The 20,643-nt window shown below is 43.5% G+C and carries 23 protein-coding genes; 21 read left to right on the forward strand and 2 right to left on the reverse strand.

What is annotated here, in order from left to right; translation table 11 throughout:
- Positions 1-71 precede the first annotated feature (71 nt).
- Positions 72-914: a DegV family protein gene (locus SSIN_RS02755; protein WP_037615449.1), complete on the reverse strand. Its 843-nt coding sequence runs from the start codon at positions 912-914 to the stop codon at positions 72-74.
- Between the two features lie 123 nt (positions 915-1,037).
- Between SSIN_RS02755 and SSIN_RS02760 the strand changes: the two genes are divergently transcribed.
- On the forward strand, positions 1,038-1,610 hold the full coding sequence (locus tag SSIN_RS02760; RefSeq protein ID WP_037615450.1) for a TetR/AcrR family transcriptional regulator: 573 nt from the start codon (positions 1,038-1,040) through the stop codon (positions 1,608-1,610).
- A gap of 121 nt (positions 1,611-1,731) precedes the next feature.
- Here SSIN_RS02760 and SSIN_RS10170 read toward each other — a convergent pair whose 3' ends face one another.
- A complete protein-coding gene (locus tag SSIN_RS10170; protein ID WP_005590510.1) occupies positions 1,732-1,902 on the reverse strand; it encodes a DUF3042 family protein in 171 nt (56 codons plus the stop codon).
- 82 nt (positions 1,903-1,984) lie between these two features.
- Here SSIN_RS10170 and miaA point away from each other — a divergent pair, with 82 nt between their 5' ends.
- The 20 genes from miaA to SSIN_RS02855 all read left to right on the forward strand — a co-directional run bounded on the left by miaA (position 1,985) and on the right by SSIN_RS02855 (position 20,572).
- Entirely contained in the window at positions 1,985-2,869 is an 885-nt protein-coding gene (gene miaA / locus SSIN_RS02765; RefSeq protein WP_037615451.1) for a tRNA (adenosine(37)-N6)-dimethylallyltransferase MiaA, read from the forward strand.
- Positions 2,870-2,900: 31 nt separating this feature from the next.
- A complete protein-coding gene (hflX, locus tag SSIN_RS02770; protein WP_037615452.1) occupies positions 2,901-4,139 on the forward strand; it encodes a GTPase HflX in 1,239 nt (412 codons plus the stop codon).
- The gene (locus SSIN_RS02775) at positions 4,132-4,755 is read left to right on the forward strand and encodes a cystathionine beta-lyase (protein WP_037615453.1); all 624 of its coding nucleotides are present in this window, start codon (positions 4,132-4,134) and stop codon (positions 4,753-4,755) included. The genes hflX and SSIN_RS02775 overlap by 8 nt, the downstream gene beginning before the upstream one ends.
- 10 nt (positions 4,756-4,765) lie before the next feature.
- On the forward strand, positions 4,766-5,695 hold the full coding sequence (rnz, locus tag SSIN_RS02780) for a ribonuclease Z (RefSeq protein ID WP_037615454.1): 930 nt from the start codon (positions 4,766-4,768) through the stop codon (positions 5,693-5,695).
- Positions 5,692-6,447 carry an SDR family NAD(P)-dependent oxidoreductase gene (locus tag SSIN_RS02785; RefSeq protein ID WP_037615455.1) on the forward strand — a complete coding sequence of 252 codons (756 nt, stop codon included), beginning with the start codon at positions 5,692-5,694 and terminating at the stop codon, positions 6,445-6,447. The genes rnz and SSIN_RS02785 overlap by 4 nt, the downstream gene beginning before the upstream one ends.
- 6 nt (positions 6,448-6,453) lie before the next feature.
- On the forward strand, positions 6,454-7,164 hold the full coding sequence (locus SSIN_RS02790) for a class I SAM-dependent methyltransferase (protein ID WP_037615456.1): 711 nt from the start codon (positions 6,454-6,456) through the stop codon (positions 7,162-7,164).
- Between the two features lie 40 nt (positions 7,165-7,204).
- Complete coding sequence (locus SSIN_RS02795; protein ID WP_037615457.1) at positions 7,205-8,257, forward strand: acyltransferase family protein; 1,053 nt, start codon at positions 7,205-7,207, stop codon at positions 8,255-8,257.
- 220 nt (positions 8,258-8,477) lie between these two features.
- Entirely contained in the window at positions 8,478-10,697 is a 2,220-nt protein-coding gene (gene recJ / locus SSIN_RS02800; RefSeq protein WP_037615459.1) for a single-stranded-DNA-specific exonuclease RecJ, read from the forward strand.
- A gap of 123 nt (positions 10,698-10,820) precedes the next feature.
- Complete coding sequence (locus SSIN_RS02805) at positions 10,821-11,333, forward strand: adenine phosphoribosyltransferase (RefSeq protein ID WP_037615461.1); 513 nt, start codon at positions 10,821-10,823, stop codon at positions 11,331-11,333.
- Between the two features lie 101 nt (positions 11,334-11,434).
- Complete coding sequence (gene metA, locus SSIN_RS02810; RefSeq protein ID WP_037615463.1) at positions 11,435-12,376, forward strand: homoserine O-acetyltransferase MetA; 942 nt, start codon at positions 11,435-11,437, stop codon at positions 12,374-12,376.
- Positions 12,377-12,384: 8 nt separating this feature from the next.
- A complete protein-coding gene (locus SSIN_RS02815) occupies positions 12,385-13,065 on the forward strand; it encodes a DnaD domain-containing protein (RefSeq protein ID WP_037615464.1) in 681 nt (226 codons plus the stop codon).
- Between the two features lie 262 nt (positions 13,066-13,327).
- Positions 13,328-14,587 (forward strand): UDP-N-acetylglucosamine 1-carboxyvinyltransferase, encoded by a 1,260-nt coding sequence (locus SSIN_RS02820; protein ID WP_037615465.1) that lies wholly within the window; start codon positions 13,328-13,330, stop codon positions 14,585-14,587.
- Between the two features lie 33 nt (positions 14,588-14,620).
- Positions 14,621-15,172: a GNAT family N-acetyltransferase gene (locus SSIN_RS02825; RefSeq protein WP_037615466.1), complete on the forward strand. Its 552-nt coding sequence runs from the start codon at positions 14,621-14,623 to the stop codon at positions 15,170-15,172.
- On the forward strand, positions 15,165-16,442 hold the full coding sequence (gene spxR / locus SSIN_RS02830; RefSeq protein WP_037615467.1) for a CBS-HotDog domain-containing transcription factor SpxR: 1,278 nt from the start codon (positions 15,165-15,167) through the stop codon (positions 16,440-16,442). The genes SSIN_RS02825 and spxR overlap by 8 nt, the downstream gene beginning before the upstream one ends.
- A gap of 59 nt (positions 16,443-16,501) precedes the next feature.
- The gene (locus SSIN_RS02835; RefSeq protein WP_037615468.1) at positions 16,502-17,359 is read left to right on the forward strand and encodes a methionyl aminopeptidase; all 858 of its coding nucleotides are present in this window, start codon (positions 16,502-16,504) and stop codon (positions 17,357-17,359) included.
- 57 nt (positions 17,360-17,416) lie between these two features.
- Positions 17,417-18,313 (forward strand): YihY/virulence factor BrkB family protein, encoded by an 897-nt coding sequence (locus SSIN_RS02840; RefSeq protein WP_037615469.1) that lies wholly within the window; start codon positions 17,417-17,419, stop codon positions 18,311-18,313.
- A gap of 150 nt (positions 18,314-18,463) precedes the next feature.
- Positions 18,464-18,592: a DUF4044 domain-containing protein gene (locus tag SSIN_RS10175; RefSeq protein WP_082757320.1), complete on the forward strand. Its 129-nt coding sequence runs from the start codon at positions 18,464-18,466 to the stop codon at positions 18,590-18,592.
- Positions 18,593-18,644: 52 nt separating this feature from the next.
- Positions 18,645-19,955 (forward strand): GTPase ObgE, encoded by a 1,311-nt coding sequence (obgE, locus tag SSIN_RS02845; RefSeq protein ID WP_084578608.1) that lies wholly within the window; start codon positions 18,645-18,647, stop codon positions 19,953-19,955.
- A gap of 11 nt (positions 19,956-19,966) precedes the next feature.
- On the forward strand, positions 19,967-20,125 hold the full coding sequence (locus SSIN_RS10485) for a hypothetical protein (protein ID WP_037615480.1): 159 nt from the start codon (positions 19,967-19,969) through the stop codon (positions 20,123-20,125).
- 30 nt (positions 20,126-20,155) lie between these two features.
- A complete protein-coding gene (locus tag SSIN_RS02855) occupies positions 20,156-20,572 on the forward strand; it encodes a GNAT family N-acetyltransferase (protein ID WP_037615482.1) in 417 nt (138 codons plus the stop codon).
- The last annotated feature ends 71 nt before the right edge of the window (positions 20,573-20,643 follow it).

Consider the following 20,643-nt stretch of genomic DNA (forward strand, 5'->3'; position numbering starts at 1 on the left):
ATCTTATTTTAGCGAATTAAATCGAAAAAGTAAAGAGCCGAATGCCAACATTCAGCTCAAAAGGTAAAGATTTAAATTTCGTAGCCCAGCAAGAGTCCGCCTTCTTCCGCATAAAAACTGCAAAGTCCAGAAGTTGGTAGGAATGAAATGTCGGCAGCTGGGAATTTTTCTTTGATGAGGCTAGAGAATTGCTGGCAAAATTTCTCGTTATTGCGATGAGCAATGATAATGCGACCTCCCTTATATCCAGCTTTCAGAACTTCATCGACAGCAGCAGTCAGGGCTTTTTTAGCACCTCTGGCTTTTTGGAGCAACTCAAGTGTCCCCGTCTCGCTGGCTTCGCCAACCATCCGAATATTTAGGAGTCCAACAACTGCACCAATCAGCTTATTGAGACGGCCATTTTTGACCAGATTATCTACTTTTGCCAGTACAAAGAGGAGCTTTGTCTTTTCTTGGTAGTGAGTGATGGCTTCCACGATTTCATTAAAAGAAAGCCCTTCTTTGATGAGTTCGTTTAACTTTGTGATGATGAGATCAACTTCGCCTCCAGCAGAGAGGCTGTCAATCACATGGATATTAGCTTCTGGGCGTTCTTCTAAAAAGAGCTTTTTAGCCAACTGGGCGCTGTTGTGACTACCAGAAAGGGAGCCTGTAATCGTCACGACAAAGATATTTTCAGCTCCTTCAAAGCTTCTGAGGTAGTCATCAGGGCTTGGACAGGCTGATTTTGATGCAGTTGAAGTAGCATACATTTTTTCCATCATGTCATCAATATCAAGATTTGCATCGTCCACAAAAATCTCACTATCCACCTGAATAGTCAGCGGTACGCTTTTAAAGCTTGTATCGTTTGCTAAATCAGCAATCTCGCGGTAATCACAACCAGAATCGGCAATTATTTTCCAAGTCATTTTTTCTCCCCCTCATCAACCTTAGGCATTGACAAAGAACATGTCTTTTCTTACAATTATATCATGAAGATGGCTTGATATAAAGGCCTAATTCTCAGCTGATACAGGAAGAAAGAAATTGTTATGGCGGAAAAGAAAATATCAGAAAAATCCCTTGCAAATTTAAAAACTTATAACCAAGAATCTAATCGAATTACAAAGGAATCCTTGGAAATTTCTCTGATGCAACTGCTAGAGAAGAAAGATTTGAAAAAGATTACCATCTCTGAGTTAGTCGAGCGGGCTGGAGTTTCGCGCGCAGCCTTTTATCGTAACTATAGCTCCAAAGAAGAAATTCTAGAGGGGATTTTCCAAAATACGGTTCAGGGAATTGTCGATAAACTGGAGCAGTTTAATTTCAAGACAGAAATGTACCAGATTTGGCTTTTTCTTTTTAAGGAAGCCAAGAAAGAGGCGCGTGTTATCAGTCTGGCTATTGATTATAATTTTGAAAAGTTGCTGACGCAGGCGGTCTTTGATTTCCTTGAAAAGCGCAGCAAAAGTGGGAAAAAGACAGCTAATTCCTATATGAATTCATTCTGGAGTTCTGCGGTTGTTTCGGTGCTTTCCAAATGGATCAAAGAAGGCATGAAGGTTCCAGCTGAAAAGATAGCTGCTTTGGGGATGCCACTTTTTCCACAGAAAAAGAAGAAATAAGCTTGGGCTATGGCCATATAGTTTATAACTTTTCCTGGCAGTTACAAAGCAAAAAGAGCCAATCTCAGGCAAATTTTCCAAGAGGAAATGATGAGATTAGCTCTTTTAATTATTTTGCAGCTTAGTGTGCTACGCGTTTACGGGCTGCTTTCTTACGATTTTCTTCGATGAAAGCTGCTTTTTGTTCTTCTGGTTCGATGACTTTTTTCTTAAAGGCATAGACTGCACCAGCAAGAGCAGCAACAGTACCTGCTACACCTGTAAGAACGCCTTTTCCAAATCCTTTAGCCATGTGATTTCTCCTTTTCTGAACTTTTATTATTTATGTTATAATTAATAGTAACGAAAAATCAAAATTTTTTCAAGGAAAAACGATGAAAACCAAGATAATTGTAATAGTGGGGCCGACGGCAGTTGGGAAAACGGCTCTGAGTATCGAAGTAGCCAAGCGCTTCAATGGCCAAATCATCAGCGGTGATAGCCAGCAGGTCTATCGTGGCTTGGATATTGGCACGGCCAAGATTCGTCCTGAAGAGCAAGAGGGCATTCCCCATCATCTGCTGGATGTGCGGGAGGTTGGAGAAAGCTACTCGGCCTATGATTTTGTGACTGAGGCGTCTCAGACTATTCGTGAGATTGCAGCTCAAGGACAGCTTCCCATCATTTGCGGCGGCACGGGGCTCTACATCCAGAGCTTGCTCGAGGGCTACCATCTGGGCGGATCCGTCTCGCACGAGGATATTCTGGCCTATCGGGCGCAGCTGGATACTTGGTCAGATGAAGCTTTGTTTGGGAAAATAGCAGAGCTAGGTATCGAGATTCCTCAGATAAATCGACGCAGGGCTATGAGGGCGCTGGAGATTTCCTATCTGGGCGGTCAACTAGAAAACAATCTTCCAGATTATGAAGCTTTGCTGATTTGTCTAGATGATGAGCGGGAGCGACTTTATGAGCGGATCAATCAGCGGGTAGATCTGATGATGGAAGCCGGACTTTTAGAAGAAGCCCGCTGGCTTTACGAGCAAGCCCCGACCAGTCAAGCCAGTAAGGGTATCGGCTACAAGGAACTTTTCCCCTACTTTGAAGGTCAGATGAGCCTAGAAGAGGCGGTGGACAAGCTCAAGCAGAACACCCGCCGTTTCGCCAAGCGCCAGCTGACTTGGTTTCGCAACCGGATGTCTGTAACCTTTTATCAGGTGGGAAATCCAGACTATAAAAATCAGGTCATGGAAGCCATTAGGAAGTTTTTGGACAAGTAGCTGGCTGACCAAGTCTTAGTAAGGATATGAAATGATAGAAACAGAGAAAAAAATAGAGCGTGTCTTTCTGGTCGGTGTGGAACTACCAGACACGGAGAATTTTGACCTATCCATGGAGGAGTTGCAAAGTCTGGCTAAGACGGCAGGGGCTGAGGTAGTTGGTTCCTATAGCCAGAAGCGAGAAAAGTATGACAGCAAGACCTTTGTCGGTTCTGGTAAGTTAGAAGAAATCCGACAGATGGTTGATGCCGAAGAGATTTCGACAGTTATTGTCAATAACCGCTTGACACCTCGGCAGAATGTCAATCTGGAGGAAAGCTTGGGCGTTAAGGTCATTGACCGTATGCAACTGATTTTGGATATTTTTGCCATGAGGGCTAGGAGTCATGAGGGCAAGTTGCAGGTGCATCTGGCCCAGCTCAAGTACCTGCTGCCTCGCTTGGTCGGCCAAGGCATTATGCTCAGCCGTCAGGCAGGTGGCATTGGCTCCCGCGGTCCTGGTGAAAGCCAGCTGGAGCTTAATCGACGCAGTGTCCGCAATCAGATTCATGATATTGAGCGCCAGCTCAAGGCAGTTGAGAAAAACCGGGCTACCGTTCGTGAAAAGCGACTGGAATCCAGCATTTTCAAAATCGGCCTCATCGGTTATACCAATGCTGGAAAGTCTACGATCATGAACTGCTTGACTAGTAAGAGTCAGTATGAGGCCGATGAACTCTTTGCGACGCTAGACGCCACGACCAAGAACATCAATCTCAGTGGCCAGCTCAATGTCACTCTGACGGACACAGTTGGCTTCATTCAGGATTTGCCGACGGAGCTGGTGTCTAGCTTTAAGTCCACTCTGGAAGAGAGTAAAAATGTCGATTTGCTGGTTCATGTTATTGACGCCAGCGACCCTCATCATGAGGAACATGAAAAGACCGTTCTGGACATCATGAAAGAGCTGGACATGCTGGATATTCCCCGGCTGACTCTCTATAACAAAGCGGACAAGGCTGAGGATTTTACTCCGACCTTGACTCCTTATTCTTTGATTTCGGCTAAGGCGGACAATAGCAGGGCTGTTTTGCAGCAAGTCCTGCTGGAGCGAATGAAAGAGCTCTTTTTGCCTTTTACCATCAAGGTAGCTCCGGCTAAAGCTTACAAGATTTATGATTTAGAGAAAGTAGCGATTATTGGGAGTCGTGAATACCTAGACGATGTCGAAACCATTTCAGGCTGGATTGCCGAGAAAAATAAATGGAAACTGGAAGAATTTTATGACTGATTATATTGACTTGGCCCTGAAATACGGCGGTTTTACTAGTCTAGACAGGGTCTACTTAGAGCAAGTATTGGCTGGTCTGACGGAGGAGCAGAAGCTTAGCTTCATCACACCGCCGCCCAGCGTTATCAACGCTTACTTTGCTGAGCTTTATCAAAAGAAAAGTCCGGAAGCCGCGACAGCCTATTTTTTAGAAATCAGTCAGGCGCTGGACTTGTGGAATGCTGAGCCTAGCTTTGTAGAAAGCAAGCCTTTTGTCCGCCTCAATCTTTCTGGCAAATCCTATGGATTTTGCTATGAGAGCGAGGGAGTCGGCTTGGTCTTCCCTGAAAAGCCAGAGTCGGTAACAGCTGACCTGCTCTTTGAAATCGCTCAAATCTTTCCACAGTATTTGGTCCACGAAGAAGCTGGGAGAATAAAAATGGCATCTCTCAAAGCTGAGTCTCAAGTCGTGGACAGTCAGGCTCTGACTGCTTTGACCGATTGGCAGCAGCTAGCAGATGGCAGCCAGAGAGTTCTGGGCTACAATCAAGACGAAGTCAGTCAGCTAGCTCAGTCCTATGCTGGCAGAAAATACTATCACTCGCAGAATCGCTCTGCCATGATTTATATCATTTAGAAAGAAAAACATGCAATTACAATTTTTAGGAACCGGAGCCGGCCAGCCCTCCAAGGCCCGCAATGTGTCCAGTCTTGTCCTCAAGCTTTTGGAGGAAATCAATGAGGTCTGGATGTTTGACTGTGGCGAAGGGACGCAGCACCAGATCTTGGAGACGACGATTAAACCGCGCAAAATCAGCAAGATTTTCATCACGCATCTGCATGGCGACCATATTTTTGGCTTGCCGGGCTTTCTATCTAGTCGCTCTTTTCAGGCAAATGAAGAGCAGACGGATTTGGAAATTTATGGACCTGTCGGTATCAAGAATTTTGTGATGACAAGTCTGCGCGTGTCTGGTTCCCGTCTGCCTTATCGGATTGATTTTCATGAGTTTGATGAAAACAGTCTGGGCAAGATTCTGGAAACGGACAAGTTCACTGTTTATGCGGATAAGCTGGACCACACGATCTTCTGCGTGGGTTATCGGGTGATGCAGAAAGATTTGGAAGGTACGCTGGATGCGGACAAGCTGCGTGAGGCGGGCGTTCCCTTTGGTCCGCTTTTTGGCCAAGTCAAGAATGGTCAGGATATCGTCCTAGAAGACGGCAGGAAGATTATTGCGGCTGATTATATCTCAGCCCCTCGGCCAGGTAAGACCATTACCATCTTGGGTGACACTAGAAAGACTGATTCAAGTGTTCGCTTGGCTGTGGCTGCGGATGTGCTGGTTCATGAAGCGACCTATGGCAAGGGAGATGAAAAGATGGCTCGCAAGCATGGGCATTCGACCAATATGCAGGCTGCAGAAGTAGCCAAAGAAGCCGGAGCCAAGCGTCTCCTCCTCAATCATGTCAGCGCGCGTTTCTTATCGAAAGACATTAGCCAAATGCGCCGCGATGCCAGTGCTGTCTTTGACAACGTCCATGTGGTTAAGGACTTGGAAGAGGTGGAGATATGATAACCATCATCATCACAGGGGCTAGCGGTGGACTGGCCCAGAAAATAGTTAAGCTCTTGCCTCATGACCGACTGATTTTGGTCGGACGGAGCAAGCCCAAGCTGGAAAAACTATATGGAGAAAGGGAAAATCTTGACTTAGTTGAGCTGGATATCACAGATAGCTCAGCTTTGGAAAGATTTGCTGAGCGGATTGACGGCCAGTACGGTTGTGTCGATGTCCTAGTCAATAACGCTGGCTATGGGATTTTTGAAGAATTTGACAAAATCAGCTCAAGCGATATCGAGGCCATGTTTGAAGTCAATACCTTTGCCCTGATGAATTTGTCCCGTATCTTTGGAGCTCGTATGAAGCAGGCAGGTCAAGGACATATCGTCAATATCGTTAGTATGGCCGGCCTCATTGCCAGTAGCAAGTCCAGTCTTTATTCGGCGACCAAGTTTGCTGCTATTGGTTTTTCCAACGCCCTGCGTTTGGAACTCCTGCCTTTTGGGGTCTATGTCACGACAGTCAATCCTGGTCCTATCAAAACAGCCTTTTTCGATCAGGCTGATCCTGACGGTTCCTATGTAAAAGCAGTCGACAAGTATATTCTTGAGCCTGACTTTGTAGCGAGCAAAATTGTCAGCTCCCTTGGCAAAAAGAAGCGGGAAATTAATTTACCTGGGATTCTCAATCTAGCTCATAAGCTTTATACACTTTTTCCAAGAATGGCCGACAAGATGGCGGCCAATATGTTTAACTATAAGTGAGGTTTTATGACAGCTAATCTACAAGCCTACAAGGCTCATCTGCAAGCACCTTGGGGCAAACTTCAGTATGATATTATTTTTGCTTTTCTTGAGTCACTTAAGGGCCAGAAAATTCTTGATTTCGGCAGTGGTTTTGGGATTGTGGCTGATTTTCTAGCGGAAAAGAACCAAGTGACCGCCATCGAGCCGAGCTCAGAAATGATTGCCGAGCGCAAGCAGGACTTTTCCTATGAGCAATTGCAAGGCAGCTTGGACCTTCTGCAAAGTCTGCCTGACCAGTCTTTTGATATCATCGTCTGTCATAATGTTTTAGAATATGTATCTGACCCTGCTCTCTATTTGACAGAATTTTCCCGCCTCTTAAAAAAGGACGGCAAAATTTCTCTGGTTAAGCACCACGAGGTTGGGCGCATTATGCATACGGTGGTTTTTGAAAATGCCCCAGAAAAAGCCCAGCAGCTTTTAGTGGGTCAGGAATATCAAACCCACAGCATGGGAGCTGCTAAGGTCTATCAGGTTTCGGAAGTGATTTCAGGTCTGCCATTAGAAGTTGAGGATTATCAGGGAGTACGGATTTTTTATGGCTTGCAATCCAATGACTACAAAACGGCCCCTGACTGGGCTGAAAAGATGCTTGAGATGGAGCTGGCTGTCTGCAACAAATCACCTTATCGGGACATCGCCGCCTTTCAGCATGTTTGGCTGAGCAAGCACTAAATCTATTTATTAAGCACAATCTTCCTAGGGAGAACTATTTATGGCAGAAAGAAATGTCAGAGAGCCTGAGCAGCCGATCAACTACGCCATGCTAAGTTTATTTCAGTATCTGGCTTCAATTTTGGTAATTCTGGTTCACTGCCAGAGGCTTTTTGAACATGAAGCTCTACATTTTATTCAGAAGAGTATGTTTGGCCGCATGGCGGTCCCTTTCTTTTTAATTTCTTCAGCTTTTATACTTAAATCCAGCTTGGCTAAGAAGAAGGAAATGAAGGTCTACATTAAGCGGGTTTTGAGGCAGTATCTTTTGTGGAGTGGGATTTATGTCCCTTATGCCTTGGCCTATTTTTGGTCGCTTCCAGTCCCAAAACACTATGCTCCTTTAGGTCTATTGGCTGGTCTCTTGTATATCGGTCTATGTTACCAACTTTGGTACATTCCCGCCTTTCTCTTGGGGCTTTTACTTGTTCACTATTTTTATAGAAAATGGGGTGCTAGAAAGACGGGGGTATTTTTACTCCTGCTTTATGTAATGGGGTCGATCGAGACATACTACGCTTATTTCTCAAATAGCTGGCTTACCCAGTCATTTGATGCCTATGCTAAAGTTTTCTTCACCACCCGAAATGGCATTTTCTATACTCCCATTTTTGTTTACTTGGGCTATCTCCTTTATGATTATCGGCATTTCAGCCTTTTCAGGGATAATTTTGGGAAAAAGCTATTCTTGTCTGGCCTTCTTTTGCTGCTAGATGGCTGGATTGTCTTTATTCACCAAGGAATCGACAAGAATTTCTTTTTGGCTTTGCCTCTGTTTGCTTTATTTCTGGTGAATTGGGTTTTGCGTACAAGAATTGGTCAAAAATGGCGTCTTTATCACCTTAAAGAATTAAGTGTTTTATACTTCTTTTTGCATCCAATTTTTATAGAATCCTCTTTTTATCTGCTCCAAAAGACTGATTTTGCTAAATGGCAGCAGGGAAGGATTGTCTTTTTGCTAACCTTGCTCTTAACTCATCTAAGCGCAGAAGTCATTTTATTGGCTCGAAAGCGCTTGTTCTTGAAGCAAAGACTTACAAAGGGAATAGGATGACGAAAGAAAGCTAGTGAGTCGGATATGCCGATTGGAGAAGTCCTAACTGGTAAGAGAAAATCCACCCAAATTGCCCTTACCCAGATTTTGACCGAGCGAGGAAGATAAATCCTAAAGTGATGGAACAGAAGAAATATTCCGTGCCTTTTTCTTCTGTTCTGTTGCTTTTTCATGTTATAATATTCAGACAAGATTGAACGGAGAAAGTGTTTCACTTATCATGATTAGCTCAAAATACGACTGGCAGTTTGCCACTAATTTTACAGACGAAAAATTTTTAAAAAAGGCTAAGAAAGCTGGCCTAGAACCCGCCGCTGCCAGTCTTCTTTATCAGAGAGGTGTGCAGACTGAAGAGGCCTTGCAGGAATTTTTGGAACCTAGTTTGGATCTGCTTCACGACCCTTATGACCTGCATGATATGGAGAGGGCAGTGGAGCGCATTCGCTCAGCGATTGAGAATTACGAGCAGATTTTGATCTACGGCGATTATGATGCTGATGGGATGACCTCCGCATCGATTGTCAAGGAGGCATTGGAGCAGCTAGGGGCTGAGTGTCAGGTTTATCTGCCCAATCGCTTTACGGATGGCTATGGTCCTAATAGCAGTGTTTACAAGTATTTTATTGAAAATCAAGGTATTTCACTCATTATTACAGTGGATAATGGAGTGGCGGGCCTTGAAGCTATCGAGCTGGCCCAGTCTCTCGGCGTGGATGTCATCGTGACGGATCACCACTCCATGCCCGAGGAGCTGCCAGATGCCTATGCGATCGTCCATCCGGAACATAGCGGAGCGGATTACCCTTTCAAGCATCTGGCTGGCTGTGGGGTTGCTTTTAAGCTAGCAACTGCCTTGCTGGAAGAAGTCCAAGTCGAACTTCTGGACCTAGTTGCCATTGGCACCATTGCCGATATGGTCAGTCTGACGGGAGAAAATCGGATCTTAGTCAAATACGGCCTTTCTGTTCTTAAAAACACTCAGCGCGTAGGACTTCAGGAGCTCTTCAAAATCGCTGGTATTCAGCCAGATGAACTGGATGAAGAAACAGTTGGTTTCCAGCTTGCCCCCAGACTCAATGCCTTGGGACGGCTGGATGATCCCAATCCAGCAGTTGAGCTTTTGACTGGCTTTGATGACGAAGAAGCTCGTGATATTGCGCTTATGATCAACCAGAAAAATGACGAGCGCAAGGAAATGGTCCAGCAGATTTATGAAGAAGCACAAACCATGTTGGACCCTAAGAGACCAGTCCAGGTGCTGGCTAAGGAAGGTTGGAACCCTGGTGTGCTAGGGATTGTCGCTGGGCGCTTGCTGGAAGAGTTGCACCAGCCAGTCATAGTGCTTAATATCGAGGATGGTATCGCTAAGGGCAGCGCCCGCAGTATTGAAGCGGTCAATATTTTTGAGGCCTTAGACAGCCACCGTGACCTTTTTGTAGCTTTTGGTGGCCATGCTGGAGCAGCTGGAATGACTCTTGAAGCAGATAAGCTGGTGGAGCTTGCTGATATCTTGACAGAGTATATCTTAGACAATGATTTGGATTTGAGTGGCAAAACAGCTCTGTATTTAGATGAGGAGTTGCACTTGCCAGAACTGACCCTTGACACACTCAAAAGCTTTGAAAAACTGGCGCCTTTTGGTATGGATAATAAGAAGCCGCTTTTTTACCTCAAGGATTTTAAAGTGGACAATGCACGGACTATGGGGGCTGGCAATAGCCATCTCAAGCTGAAAATTTCTCAGGAAGATGCATCTTTTGAAGTGGTTGCTTTTGGGCAAGGAAATCTTGCGACAGAGTTTGCCCAGACCAAGAATCTGGAGCTAGCTGTCAGCCTCTCTGTCAATAAATGGAATGGACAGACCAGTCTCCAGCTCATGCTGGTAGATACCCGTGTGGACGGTGTTCAGCTTTTCAATATCCGCAGCAAAAATACGACGCTGCCTGACAAGGTTCCAGTCTTGCGTTTCACAGAGGAATTGCCAGATTTGACAAATAGCAGAGCAGTTGTGGTTTATGACCTGCCTGATGATTTGCAGGTCTTGAAGAAGATTATTCAGTCTCAGGATTTTGAAGCGATTTACTTTAAGAATGAGATTGCCAAGCCTTACTATCTGACCGGTTATGGTACTCGTGAGCAATTTGCTAAACTTTACAAGACAATCTATAAGTTCCCTGAATTTGACGTTCGCTATAAGCTCAAGGACCTAGCAGCTTATCTGAAAATCGACCCCATTCTCTTGATTAAAATGATTCAGATTTTTGAAGAGCTGGGCTTTGTCAGCATCACAGAAGGCGTCATGAAAGTCAATAAGGAAGCTGAAAAGAAAGAAATTGACAGCAGTCACATTTATCAAGACCTCAAGCGCCTGGTCAAGGAGCAAGAACTCATGGCTTTGGGCACCGTGCAGGAGATTTATGACTATCTCATGGGTAAATAAGCGACAAACCTCCGTATTTTACAAATATTTTACATGTTAAAATATTTGATAGTCTGCTACAGCCTTTTTGAATAAAACATGATATAATAGAGAGTAAAAAATTTTTTTGAAAGAAAGTATATTATGAATTTAAAAGATTATATTGCAACCATTGAAAACTACCCTACGGAAGGTATTCTCTTCCGTGATATTAGCCCTTTGATGGCTGATGGGAATGCCTATAGCTACGCTGTACGTGAAATTGTACAGTATGCGACTGACAAGCAGATCGACATGATCGTTGGTCCAGAAGCGCGTGGCTTTATCGTAGGCTGTCCAGTTGCCTTTGAATTAGGAGTTGGTTTTGCCCCTGTTCGTAAGCCTGGTAAACTTCCTCGCGAAGTCGTTTCAGCTGACTATGCCAAAGAATATGGTGTAGATACTCTGACCATGCATGCGGATGCAATCAAACCTGGTCAACGCGTTCTGATTGTAGATGACCTTCTTGCGACTGGTGGGACAGTTAAGGCAACTATTGAGATGATTGAACGTCTTGGCGGTATCGTTGCTGGCTGTGCCTTCCTCATTGAGTTGGATGAGCTGAAGGGCCGCGAAGCAATCGGCAATTATGACTACAAGGTATTGATGCATTACTAAATATATAGCTTATTACTATATCTAGTTAGAGAAAAAGTATAATTGAAAACTATATCTCCTTTGAGTATAATGAGTATATTAAAACAAAAGGAGATATTTTCATGCCTATCAAGATTGATAAGAAGCTTCCAGCAGTTGAAATTTTAAGCTCTGAGAATATCTTTGTCATGGATGACGATCGAGCAGATCACCAAGATATCCGCCCTCTGAATATTCTGGTACTCAATCTCATGCCCCAGAAAATGGTGACGGAAACTCAGATTTTGCGTCATTTGGCCAATACGCCTTTGCAATTGACTATTGAGTTTCTTTATATGACTTCTCATACATCAAAGACCACTCAGGCAGAGCACATGCAGACCTTTTACAAGACTTTTGATGAGGTCAAAAATCGTTTCTTTGATGGCTTGATTATCACGGGAGCGCCAGTAGAGCATCTGCCTTTTGAGGCAGTGGACTATTGGGAGGAATTCCAGCAGGTGATCGAATGGTCAAAGACTCATGTCTTTTCGACTCTACATATCTGTTGGGGAGCTCAAGCTGCGCTTTATGCCCGATATGGTATTGACAAACATCAGATGGAACGAAAACTATCAGGGGTCTATATCCAGTCGGCACCAAGTAACAATCTTCTTTTCCGCGGTTTTGACGATGAGTTTTATGTTCCCCATTCTCGGCATACAGAGGTTTTAAAAGAAGATATTCTGAATCTAACAAATCTGGAAATTCTTTCTTATGGAGAAGATGCGGGTCTGTCTGTGCTTGCTAGCCGCGATCTGCGAGAAGTCTACAGCTTTGGTCACATGGAATACGACCGTGATACTCTGGCTAAGGAATATTTCCGTGATCTTAAAGCGGAGAAAAATCCGCATATTCCGGAAAATTATTTCAAGAATGACGATGTCAATTCGACTCCTTGTTTGCGCTGGAGCCTAGCGGCAGCTCTCTTTTTCAACAACTGGGTCAATTATGCTGTCTATCAGGAAACTCCTTTTGACTGGGAGAGTCCCGAAAATGATGTATCGTTTTTTGCTTATTTATAAGAGGTGACATGACGTATTTATCAGCTTTTAAATCCGGTAATTTAATTATTCCGAGCGCCCTTTTGTTCCATTTCAAGGAGATTTTTGATTCCAGCGATGATTTTTTGGTTTGGCAGTTTTTCTATCTGCAAAATACAACTTCGCTCGAAGAAGTTGCACCGAGACAGATTGCGGAAAATATTGGCAAGACATTGACAGAAGTTAATCGCTCCATGTCTCATTTAACTGAAAAAGGACTCTTGCAGTATAAGACTATCGAGCTGAATGGTGAAACGGAAGTAATTTTTGATGCTTCACCAGCCTTAGAAAAGCTGGATGAGATTTTGTCAGCTAAGACAGGAGATCAGCAGCCTGTTAAGACTGCGCAGAATATTTTGAAAGACTTAGTAGATACTTTTCAGCAGGAATTGGGCCGTTTACTTACACCTTTTGAAATTGAAGATTTGACCAAAACGATTCAGGACGATCAGACAAATCCTGACTTAGTTAAAGCGGCGCTTCGTGAGGCTGTTTTTAATGGGAAGGCTAACTGGAAATATATCCAAGCTATTTTGCGTAACTGGCGTCGGGAGGGCATTACTAGTCTGGCTCAGGTTGAAGCCAAGCGGGCAGAGCGTGAGGCAACCAGCCCACAAAATATCACCGTTTCAGACGACTTTCTAAGTGCTATGAATCTTTGGAAAGACTGAGATTCACTTTTTATTGTATAATAAAACTAAAATCTGAATGTTTCATTCAGATTTTTCTTATCTATCAGAGAGAAATATAGAAACTAAGAGTATATTTTATAACGGCAAAACCAATCTAACAGCGACAAGATGTGGGTTTCTCCTCTAAAAATGTCCTTCATAGCTAAATTGTAAAATATTGATGTAGGAAAAATCAAACTGTTATGGTATAATGGGAAAAGATAGATTATAAATGAATATTTGAAAGAACCTATTTTAAAATATGAAAAAAATTGTGATTAATGGTGGTCGCCCCTTAAAAGGAGAGGTGATCATTAATGGTGCCAAGAACAGTGTCGTAGCATTGATTCCGGCAGTGATTTTGGCGGATGATACGGTGATTCTTGATGGAGTACCCAATATTTCTGACGTTGATAGCTTGATTGATATCATGGAAGCAATGGGGGCAAGTATTAAGCGGGTAGAGGATAGTTTAGAAATTGATCCACGCGGCATTAAAAATATGCCGATGCCCTTTGGTAAAATCAATAGTTTGCGAGCATCCTATTACTTTTATGGCAGTTTGCTAGGACGTTATGGTGAAGCAACAGTTGGTCTGCCTGGTGGCTGTGATCTTGGTCCCCGCCCGATTGATCTGCACCTTAAGGCTTTTGAAGCCATGGGAGCAAAGATGACCATGGATGGAAATTATATGAATCTGTCAACGGGTGGCAAACAGCTAGTCGGGGCAAGTATTTATATGGATACGGTCAGTGTGGGTGCCACCATCAATACAATTCTGGCTGCAGTTAAGGCCAAAGGTCGGACTATTATCGAAAATGCAGCACGTGAACCAGAGATTATTGATGTGGCTACCTTGCTCAACAATATGGGAGCTCATATTCGTGGGGCAGGGACAGACATTATTATCATTGAAGGTGTGGAAAGACTTCACGGAACCCGCCATCAAGTCATTCCTGATCGGATTGAGGCGGGAACTTATATCGCTTTAGCAGCTGCTATTGGAGAAGGAATCCAGATTAACAACGTCCTCTATGAGCATTTGGAAAGCTTCATTGCTAAATTAGAAGAAATGGGCGTTCGGATGACGATTTCTGAGGACAGTGTTTTTGTTGAGAAACAGACTGATTTAAGAGCAATCAGTATTAAAACCTCTCCTTATCCAGGCTTTGCAACTGATTTACAACAGCCGATTACTCCACTATTGCTGACGGCGCGTGGTCATGGAAAAATCATTGATACGATTTATGAAAAACGAGTAAATCATGTCGCTGAGTTGGCAAAAATGTCAGGTAGAATTTCTACAGCCAGCAATCAGATTGTTTATGAGGGTCCAAATCAGCTACATGGGGCATCTGTAAAGGCAACAGATCTCCGTGCAGGTGCAGCGCTTGTTATTGCTGGTCTGATGGCTGAAGGCCAGACCGAAATTACCAATGTGGAATTTATCTTGCGTGGTTATTCCAATATTATTAAAAAATTAAGGAGCTTGGGTGCAGATATCCAGCTCATCGAAGAATAAGCGATAATCGCTTATTTTTTATAGAGGAAGCATATGAATTTGTGGACAAATTTAGCAGCTTTTTCATTTATTGAAATGGAGCATTTGTTTTTGCGCCCGATTATTTTTGAAGATGCAGAAGCTCTTTATAAAATAGCTTCGAATCCAGAAAATACTGAGTTTATTTTTCCGACTGAAAGCAGTCTGCAGGGAAGTGAATATCTTATCGCTAATTATTTTATGAAAAATCCTTTGGGAATATGGGCTATTTGTGATAAGGAAACAAACGAAATGATCGGATCTATTAAATTTGAAAGAATGGATGAGATAAAAAAAGAAGCTGAATTAGGCTATTTTTTGAGGAAGGACTATTGGGGACAGGGGTTGATGACCGAAATTGTCCGTGAGCTAGTTTTCCTTTCCTTTACAAAATTTGGTTTTAAGCGCCTGAGCATTGTCACACATGCAGAAAATATAGCGAGTCAGAAAGTTGCGCAGAAAGCTGGTTTTAAGCTCTTTCGTCAGTTTAAGGGAAGCGATCGCTACACAAGAAGAATGCGAGATTATATTGAATATCGCTATGAGAGAGGAGATTTTAATGAGTAAGCACCAGGAAATTTTAGCCTATCTTGAAAATCTTCCAATCGGGAAAAGAGTCAGTGTTCGCAGTATTTCAAATTACTTAGGAGTCAGCGACGGGACGGCTTATCGGGCGATTAAAGAGGCAGAAAATCAAGGAATTGTTGAGACCAGACCTAGGAGTGGAACCGTTCGGGTTAAGTCAAAAAAGGTTGTTTTAGAGCACCTGACTTATAAGGAGATTGTAGATATTACTGGCTCGGAAGTGCTGGCCGGAGAAAATGGTTTGGAGAAAGAATTTAATAAATTCTCCATTGGTGCTATGACGGAACAGAATATTCTGCATTATCTGACAGAAGGAGGGCTCTTGATTGTCGGAGACCGAACCCAGATTCAGATGCTGGCGCTTGAAAATGAGAATGCGGTGCTGGTGACGGGTGGTTTTGAAGTCGATCCAGAAGTTCTAAAATTAGCCAATCGTAAAGAGATTCCAGTTTTTAGAACCAAGCACGATACTTATACAGTGGCGACCATGATTAACAGAGCCTTATCCAATATCCAGATCAAAACAGATATTCTGACAGTGGAACAGGTTTATCGGGCTAGTCATGAATATGGTTTTCTGCACGATACGGATACGGTGAGGGATTACTTGGATTTGGTTCGTCGCAACCGAACCAGTCGCTTTCCAGTTATTAATCAGCACCAAATGGTCGTGGGTGTTGTGACGATGCGGGATGCCGGTGACAAATCGCCTTTGACAACTCTAGACAAGGTGATGACTCGAAGAGTCTTTATGACGGGGCTTTCTGCCAATATTGCTAATATCAGCCAGCGTATGATTGCGGAAGATTTTGAAATGATTCCGGTTGTGCGTAGCAATCAGACCTTGTTGGGCGTGATTACCCGGCGTGATATTATGGAAAAGATGAGTCGGGCACAGATTTCTAGCTTACCAACTTTCAGTGAGCAGGTTGGGCAGAAAATCAGCCGTCAGGATGATGTTTTTTCCTTTACCGTTGAGCCTTTTATGTTGGATCAAAATGGGGTTCTGGCTAATGGAGTTTTGACGGAGATTATCACTCGAATTACGCAACAGATGATGTCAAATAGAGGCCGCAGTCTAATCATCGATCAGATGATGATGTATTTCTTTCAGGCGGTGCAGATTGATGATCTTCTGCATGTTCAGCCACAAATTATTCGTCAGACTCGGCGAACGGCTATTATTGATTTTGATATGCTTCTGGGTACTAATCTGGTTTCTAAGGCTACCATTACTGTAAAGATTAACTAAAGCATTTAGACTTGTATTCGAAAAAAGATTTAAAATAGAACTTACAGACAGGAGATAGAATGATAACGTTAAAATCACAACGTGAAATTGACTTGATGGACAAGAGCGGAGACTTTCTGGCTTCTATCCATATTGGTTTGCGAGATTTGATCAAGCCAGGCCTTGATATGTGGGAAATTGAAGAATATGTTCGCAGACGTTGTAAAGAGGATAATGCTTTGCCCCTGCAGATTGGGGTGGAAGGAAGCGTCATGGATTATCCTTATGCGACTTGCTGCTCGCTTAATGACGAAGTTGCCCATGCCTTTCCTCGTCATCAGAGATTGGTAGAAGGTGATGTGATCAAGGTTGACATGGTTGTTGGTTTGGTGGATAAAGCTGAATTGGATGTCTCTAAGTTAGATTTTAACAATGTCGCTGAAATGAAAAAACACACAGTGGAATTTCGGGGCGGTGTAGCTGATTCTTGCTGGGCTTACGCAGTTGGTCAAGTCAGTCCAGAGGCGCAAAAGCTGATGGATGTGACCAAAGAATGCCTTTATCGGGGGATTGAGGCTGCCAAGGTTGGCAATCGAATCGGTGACATTGGGGCAGCGATTCAAGAATATGCTGAAAGTCATGGCTATGGTGTCGTGCGAGATCTAGTTGGCCACGGGGTTGGTCCAACTATGCACGAAGAGCCAATGGTTCCTCATTACGGCCGAGCTGGTCGCGGCCTGCGTCTGCGGGAAGGGATGGTCTTAACTATCGAGCCGATGATTTCAACTGGAACTTGGGAAATTGATACGGATTATGAAACAGGTTGGGCTCATAAAACCCTTGATGGCGGACTTTCTTGCCAATATGAGCATCAGTTTGTGATTACTAAAGACGGTCCTCGGATCTTGACTAGTCAGGGTGAAGAAGGAACTTATTAAAAACAGCAAGGGTTGAGAAAGCATTTCTCAATCCTTCTTTTTTGAAGGAGGATAGGAGTGAAGAAATGGATTGAAAGGGTTCGGAAGAATCAGTTTTTAGGAGCTTTTTTTGGATTTTATCAATCAGCTGAGACGGATATTACGAGTATTGCAGTGGCTTATTATTCACTGATTTCGGTCTTTCCACTGCTTTTGATTCTCGTCAATATCCTGCCCTACTTTCAGATTCCAGTAGCCGATTTTTTGGAAGTGATTGAAGATGTGCTTCCAGAAACTTTTTATGAGGTAGTAGCAAAAATTGTCAGAGATGTTTTGACTCAGCCTTCTTCTGGTTTGCTGAGTTTCTCCATTCTTTCTGCCTTATGGACTTTTTCGCAGTCCATGAACTTTTTGCAGAAGGCTTTTAATAAGGCTTACGGAGTTGCTAAAAGTCGAGGAGTCATTTCCCATCGCCTGCTCAGTCTGGTAGTCAGCTTGGGCCTGCAGTTGCTCTTTGCTTTTGCCCTATTTTTGACTATGTTCGGCCATATGTCGATGATCTTTATCCGTAGTTTTTGGGAAATTGATGAAAGAACCTATCTTTATCTGCAAAATCTGACTCAGCCATTGATTTACTTCTTGCTGCTGGTTACTTTAGCTTTGCTTTATTATTTTCTGCCCAATGTGAAAATTAACAAAATCCGCTATGTTCTGCCGGGCAGCGCTTTTGTTGTATTCGCTATCATGGCCTTGCTGAATCTGTTTTCGGCTTACATGGACAAGTATGTCAATCATCTGGTTGACGTTCGCTTTTTCAGTTCCATTATCGTAGTAGTGATTATGGTGTGGTTTATCATCATTGCTAAACTGTTGATTATCGGAGCTATTCTCAATGCAAGCTATCAAAGCTGTCGGGAATCTGAATTTGAGGTCGGTAAAGTGCGAAATTTTTCCTTTGTAAAAAAGGAAGACTAGCTTTCCTCTTAGCATTTGGCTGCTTAGTTGAAAGGGTCTGCAATTGACAGGTTTGAAAGTGCCTTCTGGACATTTCTCTCACTTACCATTTGAAAAACCTGCTTTTTCATGTTAAAATAAAAAGAAGTAATTTGTAAAAGAGGTAATAAAGTGGCTTTTGGAGATAACGGACAACGTAAAAAAACTGGATTTGAAAAATTGACAATGCTGGTCGTGGTAATCATGTTACTTGTAACAGTCGGTGCAATTTTTGCATCTGCTATCGGCGCAATCTTCTAATCCTAAACGCTGCAAGGCGTTTTTTTAGAGTAAAAAAGAAGCGAGAATTTATATGAGTATGTTTTTAGATACAGCCAAGATTCAGGTCAAGGCTGGCAAGGGCGGCGATGGCATGGTGGCCTTTCGTCGAGAAAAATATGTACCCAATGGCGGACCTTGGGGCGGCGATGGCGGCCGTGGTGGCGATGTGATTTTTGTCGTGGATGAAGGTCTCCGTACCTTGATGGACTTCCGTTACAACCGTCATTTCAAGGCTCAATCGGGCGAAAAAGGAATGACTAAGGGAATGCATGGTCGAGGAGCGGAGGATTTGATTGTCCGTGTACCTCAGGGGACGACCGTGCGTGATGCTGAAACTGGCAAGGTAATTACGGATTTGATCGAGCACGGTCAACGATTTATCGTGGCGCATGGCGGCCGTGGCGGACGTGGCAATATCCGCTTTGCTACACCTAAAAATCCTGCTCCGGAAATTTCTGAAAATGGGGAGCCGGGTCAGGAAAGAGAATTACTGCTGGAGCTAAAAGTGCTGGCTGATGTTGGTCTAGTCGGTTTTCCTTCGGTTGGTAAGTCAACCCTTCTGAGTGTGATTACATCAGCCAAGCCAAAAATCGGGGCCTATCACTTTACCACGATTGTTCCTAATCTGGGCATGGTTCGGACTCAGTCTGGGGAATCTTTCGCTGTAGCCGATCTGCCAGGATTGATCGAAGGAGCCAGTCAGGGAGTAGGCCTAGGCACCCAGTTTCTTCGTCATATCGAGCGGACACGGGTCATTTTGCACGTTATTGATATGTCTGCTAGTGAGGGACGCGATCCTTATGAAGATTACCTTGCGATCAACAAAGAGCTGGAATCCTATAATTTACGCTTGATGGAGCGGCCACAGATTATTGTAGCCAACAAGATGGATATGCCTGACAGTGCAGAAAATTTGAAAGAATTCAAGCAAAAATTGGCTGCCAACTATGATGAATTTGAAGAGTTGCCGCAGATTTTTCCTATTTCTAGTCTGACCAAGAAAGGTCTTGCAACTCTTCTAGATGCTACAGCTGAGTTGCTGGATAAGACACCTGAGTTTCTGCTTTATGAAGAAGCGGATATGGAAGATGAGGTATATTATGGCTTTGACGAAGAAGCGCCAGCCTTCGAAATCTCCCGTGATGATGACGCTACATGGGTGCTTTCGGGTGATAAACTAGAAAAACTCTTTACAATGACCAACTTTGATCGAGATGAGTCCATCATGAAATTCTCTCGTCAGCTACGCGGTATGGGCGTTGACGAAGCACTTCGTGCGCGTGGTGCCAAGGACGGCGATTTGGTTCGTATCGGTAAGTTTGAGTTTGAATTTGTTGACTAAGGAGATATGTAATGGGTGACAAACCAATATCTTTCCGAGACGAAAATGGGAACTTTGTCTCAGCAGCAGATGTCTGGAATGCAAAAAAGTTGGAGGAACTCTTCAATCGGCTTAATCCAAATCGCAAATTTCGCCTTGAGAGAGAAAAGCTAGAGAAGAAGGAAGAATAAGAAAAGCGAAGCTAAAACAAGGAGAGGACTATGATTCATTATAAGACAAATTCTCAACTACCTTTTACGGCTGTTTTAGACCTTTATGTTTCAGTTGGTTGGAGCAACTATACCAATCATCCTCAGCATTTGGAGCAGGCATTCCATCAGTCTTTGTTTGTGATGGCGGCCTATGACGATGAGGAGCTGGTAGGTTTGATTCGAGCGGTCGGAGACGGCGTCTCTATTGTGTTTATTCAGGATTTGCTGGTGCATCCAAGCTACCAACGTCAGGGGATTGGCCGGAGTCTTCTTCAGCAAACACTAGAAAAATTTGAAGATGTTTACCAAATTCAGCTGGCAACGGAGCAGTCAGATAAAAATCTAGCTTTTTATCAAGGGAACGGCTTTCACCGGCAGGAAGATTTCGACTGTATTGGCATGATTTATGCACCTGATAAAAAGTAAAATATTACAAAAGAGTCTGGGACAAAAGTCCGACCTCAAATATAAAAAGCGAACAAAACTAGTTTTCTGGT

Source organism: Streptococcus sinensis, assembly GCF_000767835.1.
Taxonomy (GTDB): domain Bacteria; phylum Bacillota; class Bacilli; order Lactobacillales; family Streptococcaceae; genus Streptococcus; species Streptococcus sinensis.

What these genes read in the sequence shown, in the direction of transcription:
- SSIN_RS02755 (WP_037615449.1), bottom strand. Translation starts at nt 914, where the DNA reads ATGACTTGGAAAATAATTGCCGATTCTGGTTGTGATTACCGCGAGATT.
- SSIN_RS02760 (WP_037615450.1), top strand. Translation starts at nt 1,038, where the DNA reads ATGGCGGAAAAGAAAATATCAGAAAAATCCCTTGCAAATTTAAAAACT.
- SSIN_RS10170 (WP_005590510.1), bottom strand. Translation starts at nt 1,902, where the DNA reads ATGGCTAAAGGATTTGGAAAAGGCGTTCTTACAGGTGTAGCAGGTACT.
- miaA (WP_037615451.1), top strand. Translation starts at nt 1,985, where the DNA reads ATGAAAACCAAGATAATTGTAATAGTGGGGCCGACGGCAGTTGGGAAA.
- hflX (WP_037615452.1), top strand. Translation starts at nt 2,901, where the DNA reads ATGATAGAAACAGAGAAAAAAATAGAGCGTGTCTTTCTGGTCGGTGTG.
- SSIN_RS02775 (WP_037615453.1), top strand. Translation starts at nt 4,132, where the DNA reads ATGACTGATTATATTGACTTGGCCCTGAAATACGGCGGTTTTACTAGT.
- rnz (WP_037615454.1), top strand. Translation starts at nt 4,766, where the DNA reads ATGCAATTACAATTTTTAGGAACCGGAGCCGGCCAGCCCTCCAAGGCC.
- SSIN_RS02785 (WP_037615455.1), top strand. Translation starts at nt 5,692, where the DNA reads ATGATAACCATCATCATCACAGGGGCTAGCGGTGGACTGGCCCAGAAA.
- SSIN_RS02790 (WP_037615456.1), top strand. Translation starts at nt 6,454, where the DNA reads ATGACAGCTAATCTACAAGCCTACAAGGCTCATCTGCAAGCACCTTGG.
- SSIN_RS02795 (WP_037615457.1), top strand. Translation starts at nt 7,205, where the DNA reads ATGGCAGAAAGAAATGTCAGAGAGCCTGAGCAGCCGATCAACTACGCC.
- recJ (WP_037615459.1), top strand. Translation starts at nt 8,478, where the DNA reads ATGATTAGCTCAAAATACGACTGGCAGTTTGCCACTAATTTTACAGAC.
- SSIN_RS02805 (WP_037615461.1), top strand. Translation starts at nt 10,821, where the DNA reads ATGAATTTAAAAGATTATATTGCAACCATTGAAAACTACCCTACGGAA.
- metA (WP_037615463.1), top strand. Translation starts at nt 11,435, where the DNA reads ATGCCTATCAAGATTGATAAGAAGCTTCCAGCAGTTGAAATTTTAAGC.
- SSIN_RS02815 (WP_037615464.1), top strand. Translation starts at nt 12,385, where the DNA reads ATGACGTATTTATCAGCTTTTAAATCCGGTAATTTAATTATTCCGAGC.
- SSIN_RS02820 (WP_037615465.1), top strand. Translation starts at nt 13,328, where the DNA reads ATGAAAAAAATTGTGATTAATGGTGGTCGCCCCTTAAAAGGAGAGGTG.
- SSIN_RS02825 (WP_037615466.1), top strand. Translation starts at nt 14,621, where the DNA reads ATGAATTTGTGGACAAATTTAGCAGCTTTTTCATTTATTGAAATGGAG.
- spxR (WP_037615467.1), top strand. Translation starts at nt 15,165, where the DNA reads ATGAGTAAGCACCAGGAAATTTTAGCCTATCTTGAAAATCTTCCAATC.
- SSIN_RS02835 (WP_037615468.1), top strand. Translation starts at nt 16,502, where the DNA reads ATGATAACGTTAAAATCACAACGTGAAATTGACTTGATGGACAAGAGC.
- obgE (WP_084578608.1), top strand. Translation starts at nt 18,645, where the DNA reads ATGAGTATGTTTTTAGATACAGCCAAGATTCAGGTCAAGGCTGGCAAG.
- SSIN_RS10485 (WP_037615480.1), top strand. Translation starts at nt 19,967, where the DNA reads ATGGGTGACAAACCAATATCTTTCCGAGACGAAAATGGGAACTTTGTC.
- SSIN_RS02855 (WP_037615482.1), top strand. Translation starts at nt 20,156, where the DNA reads ATGATTCATTATAAGACAAATTCTCAACTACCTTTTACGGCTGTTTTA.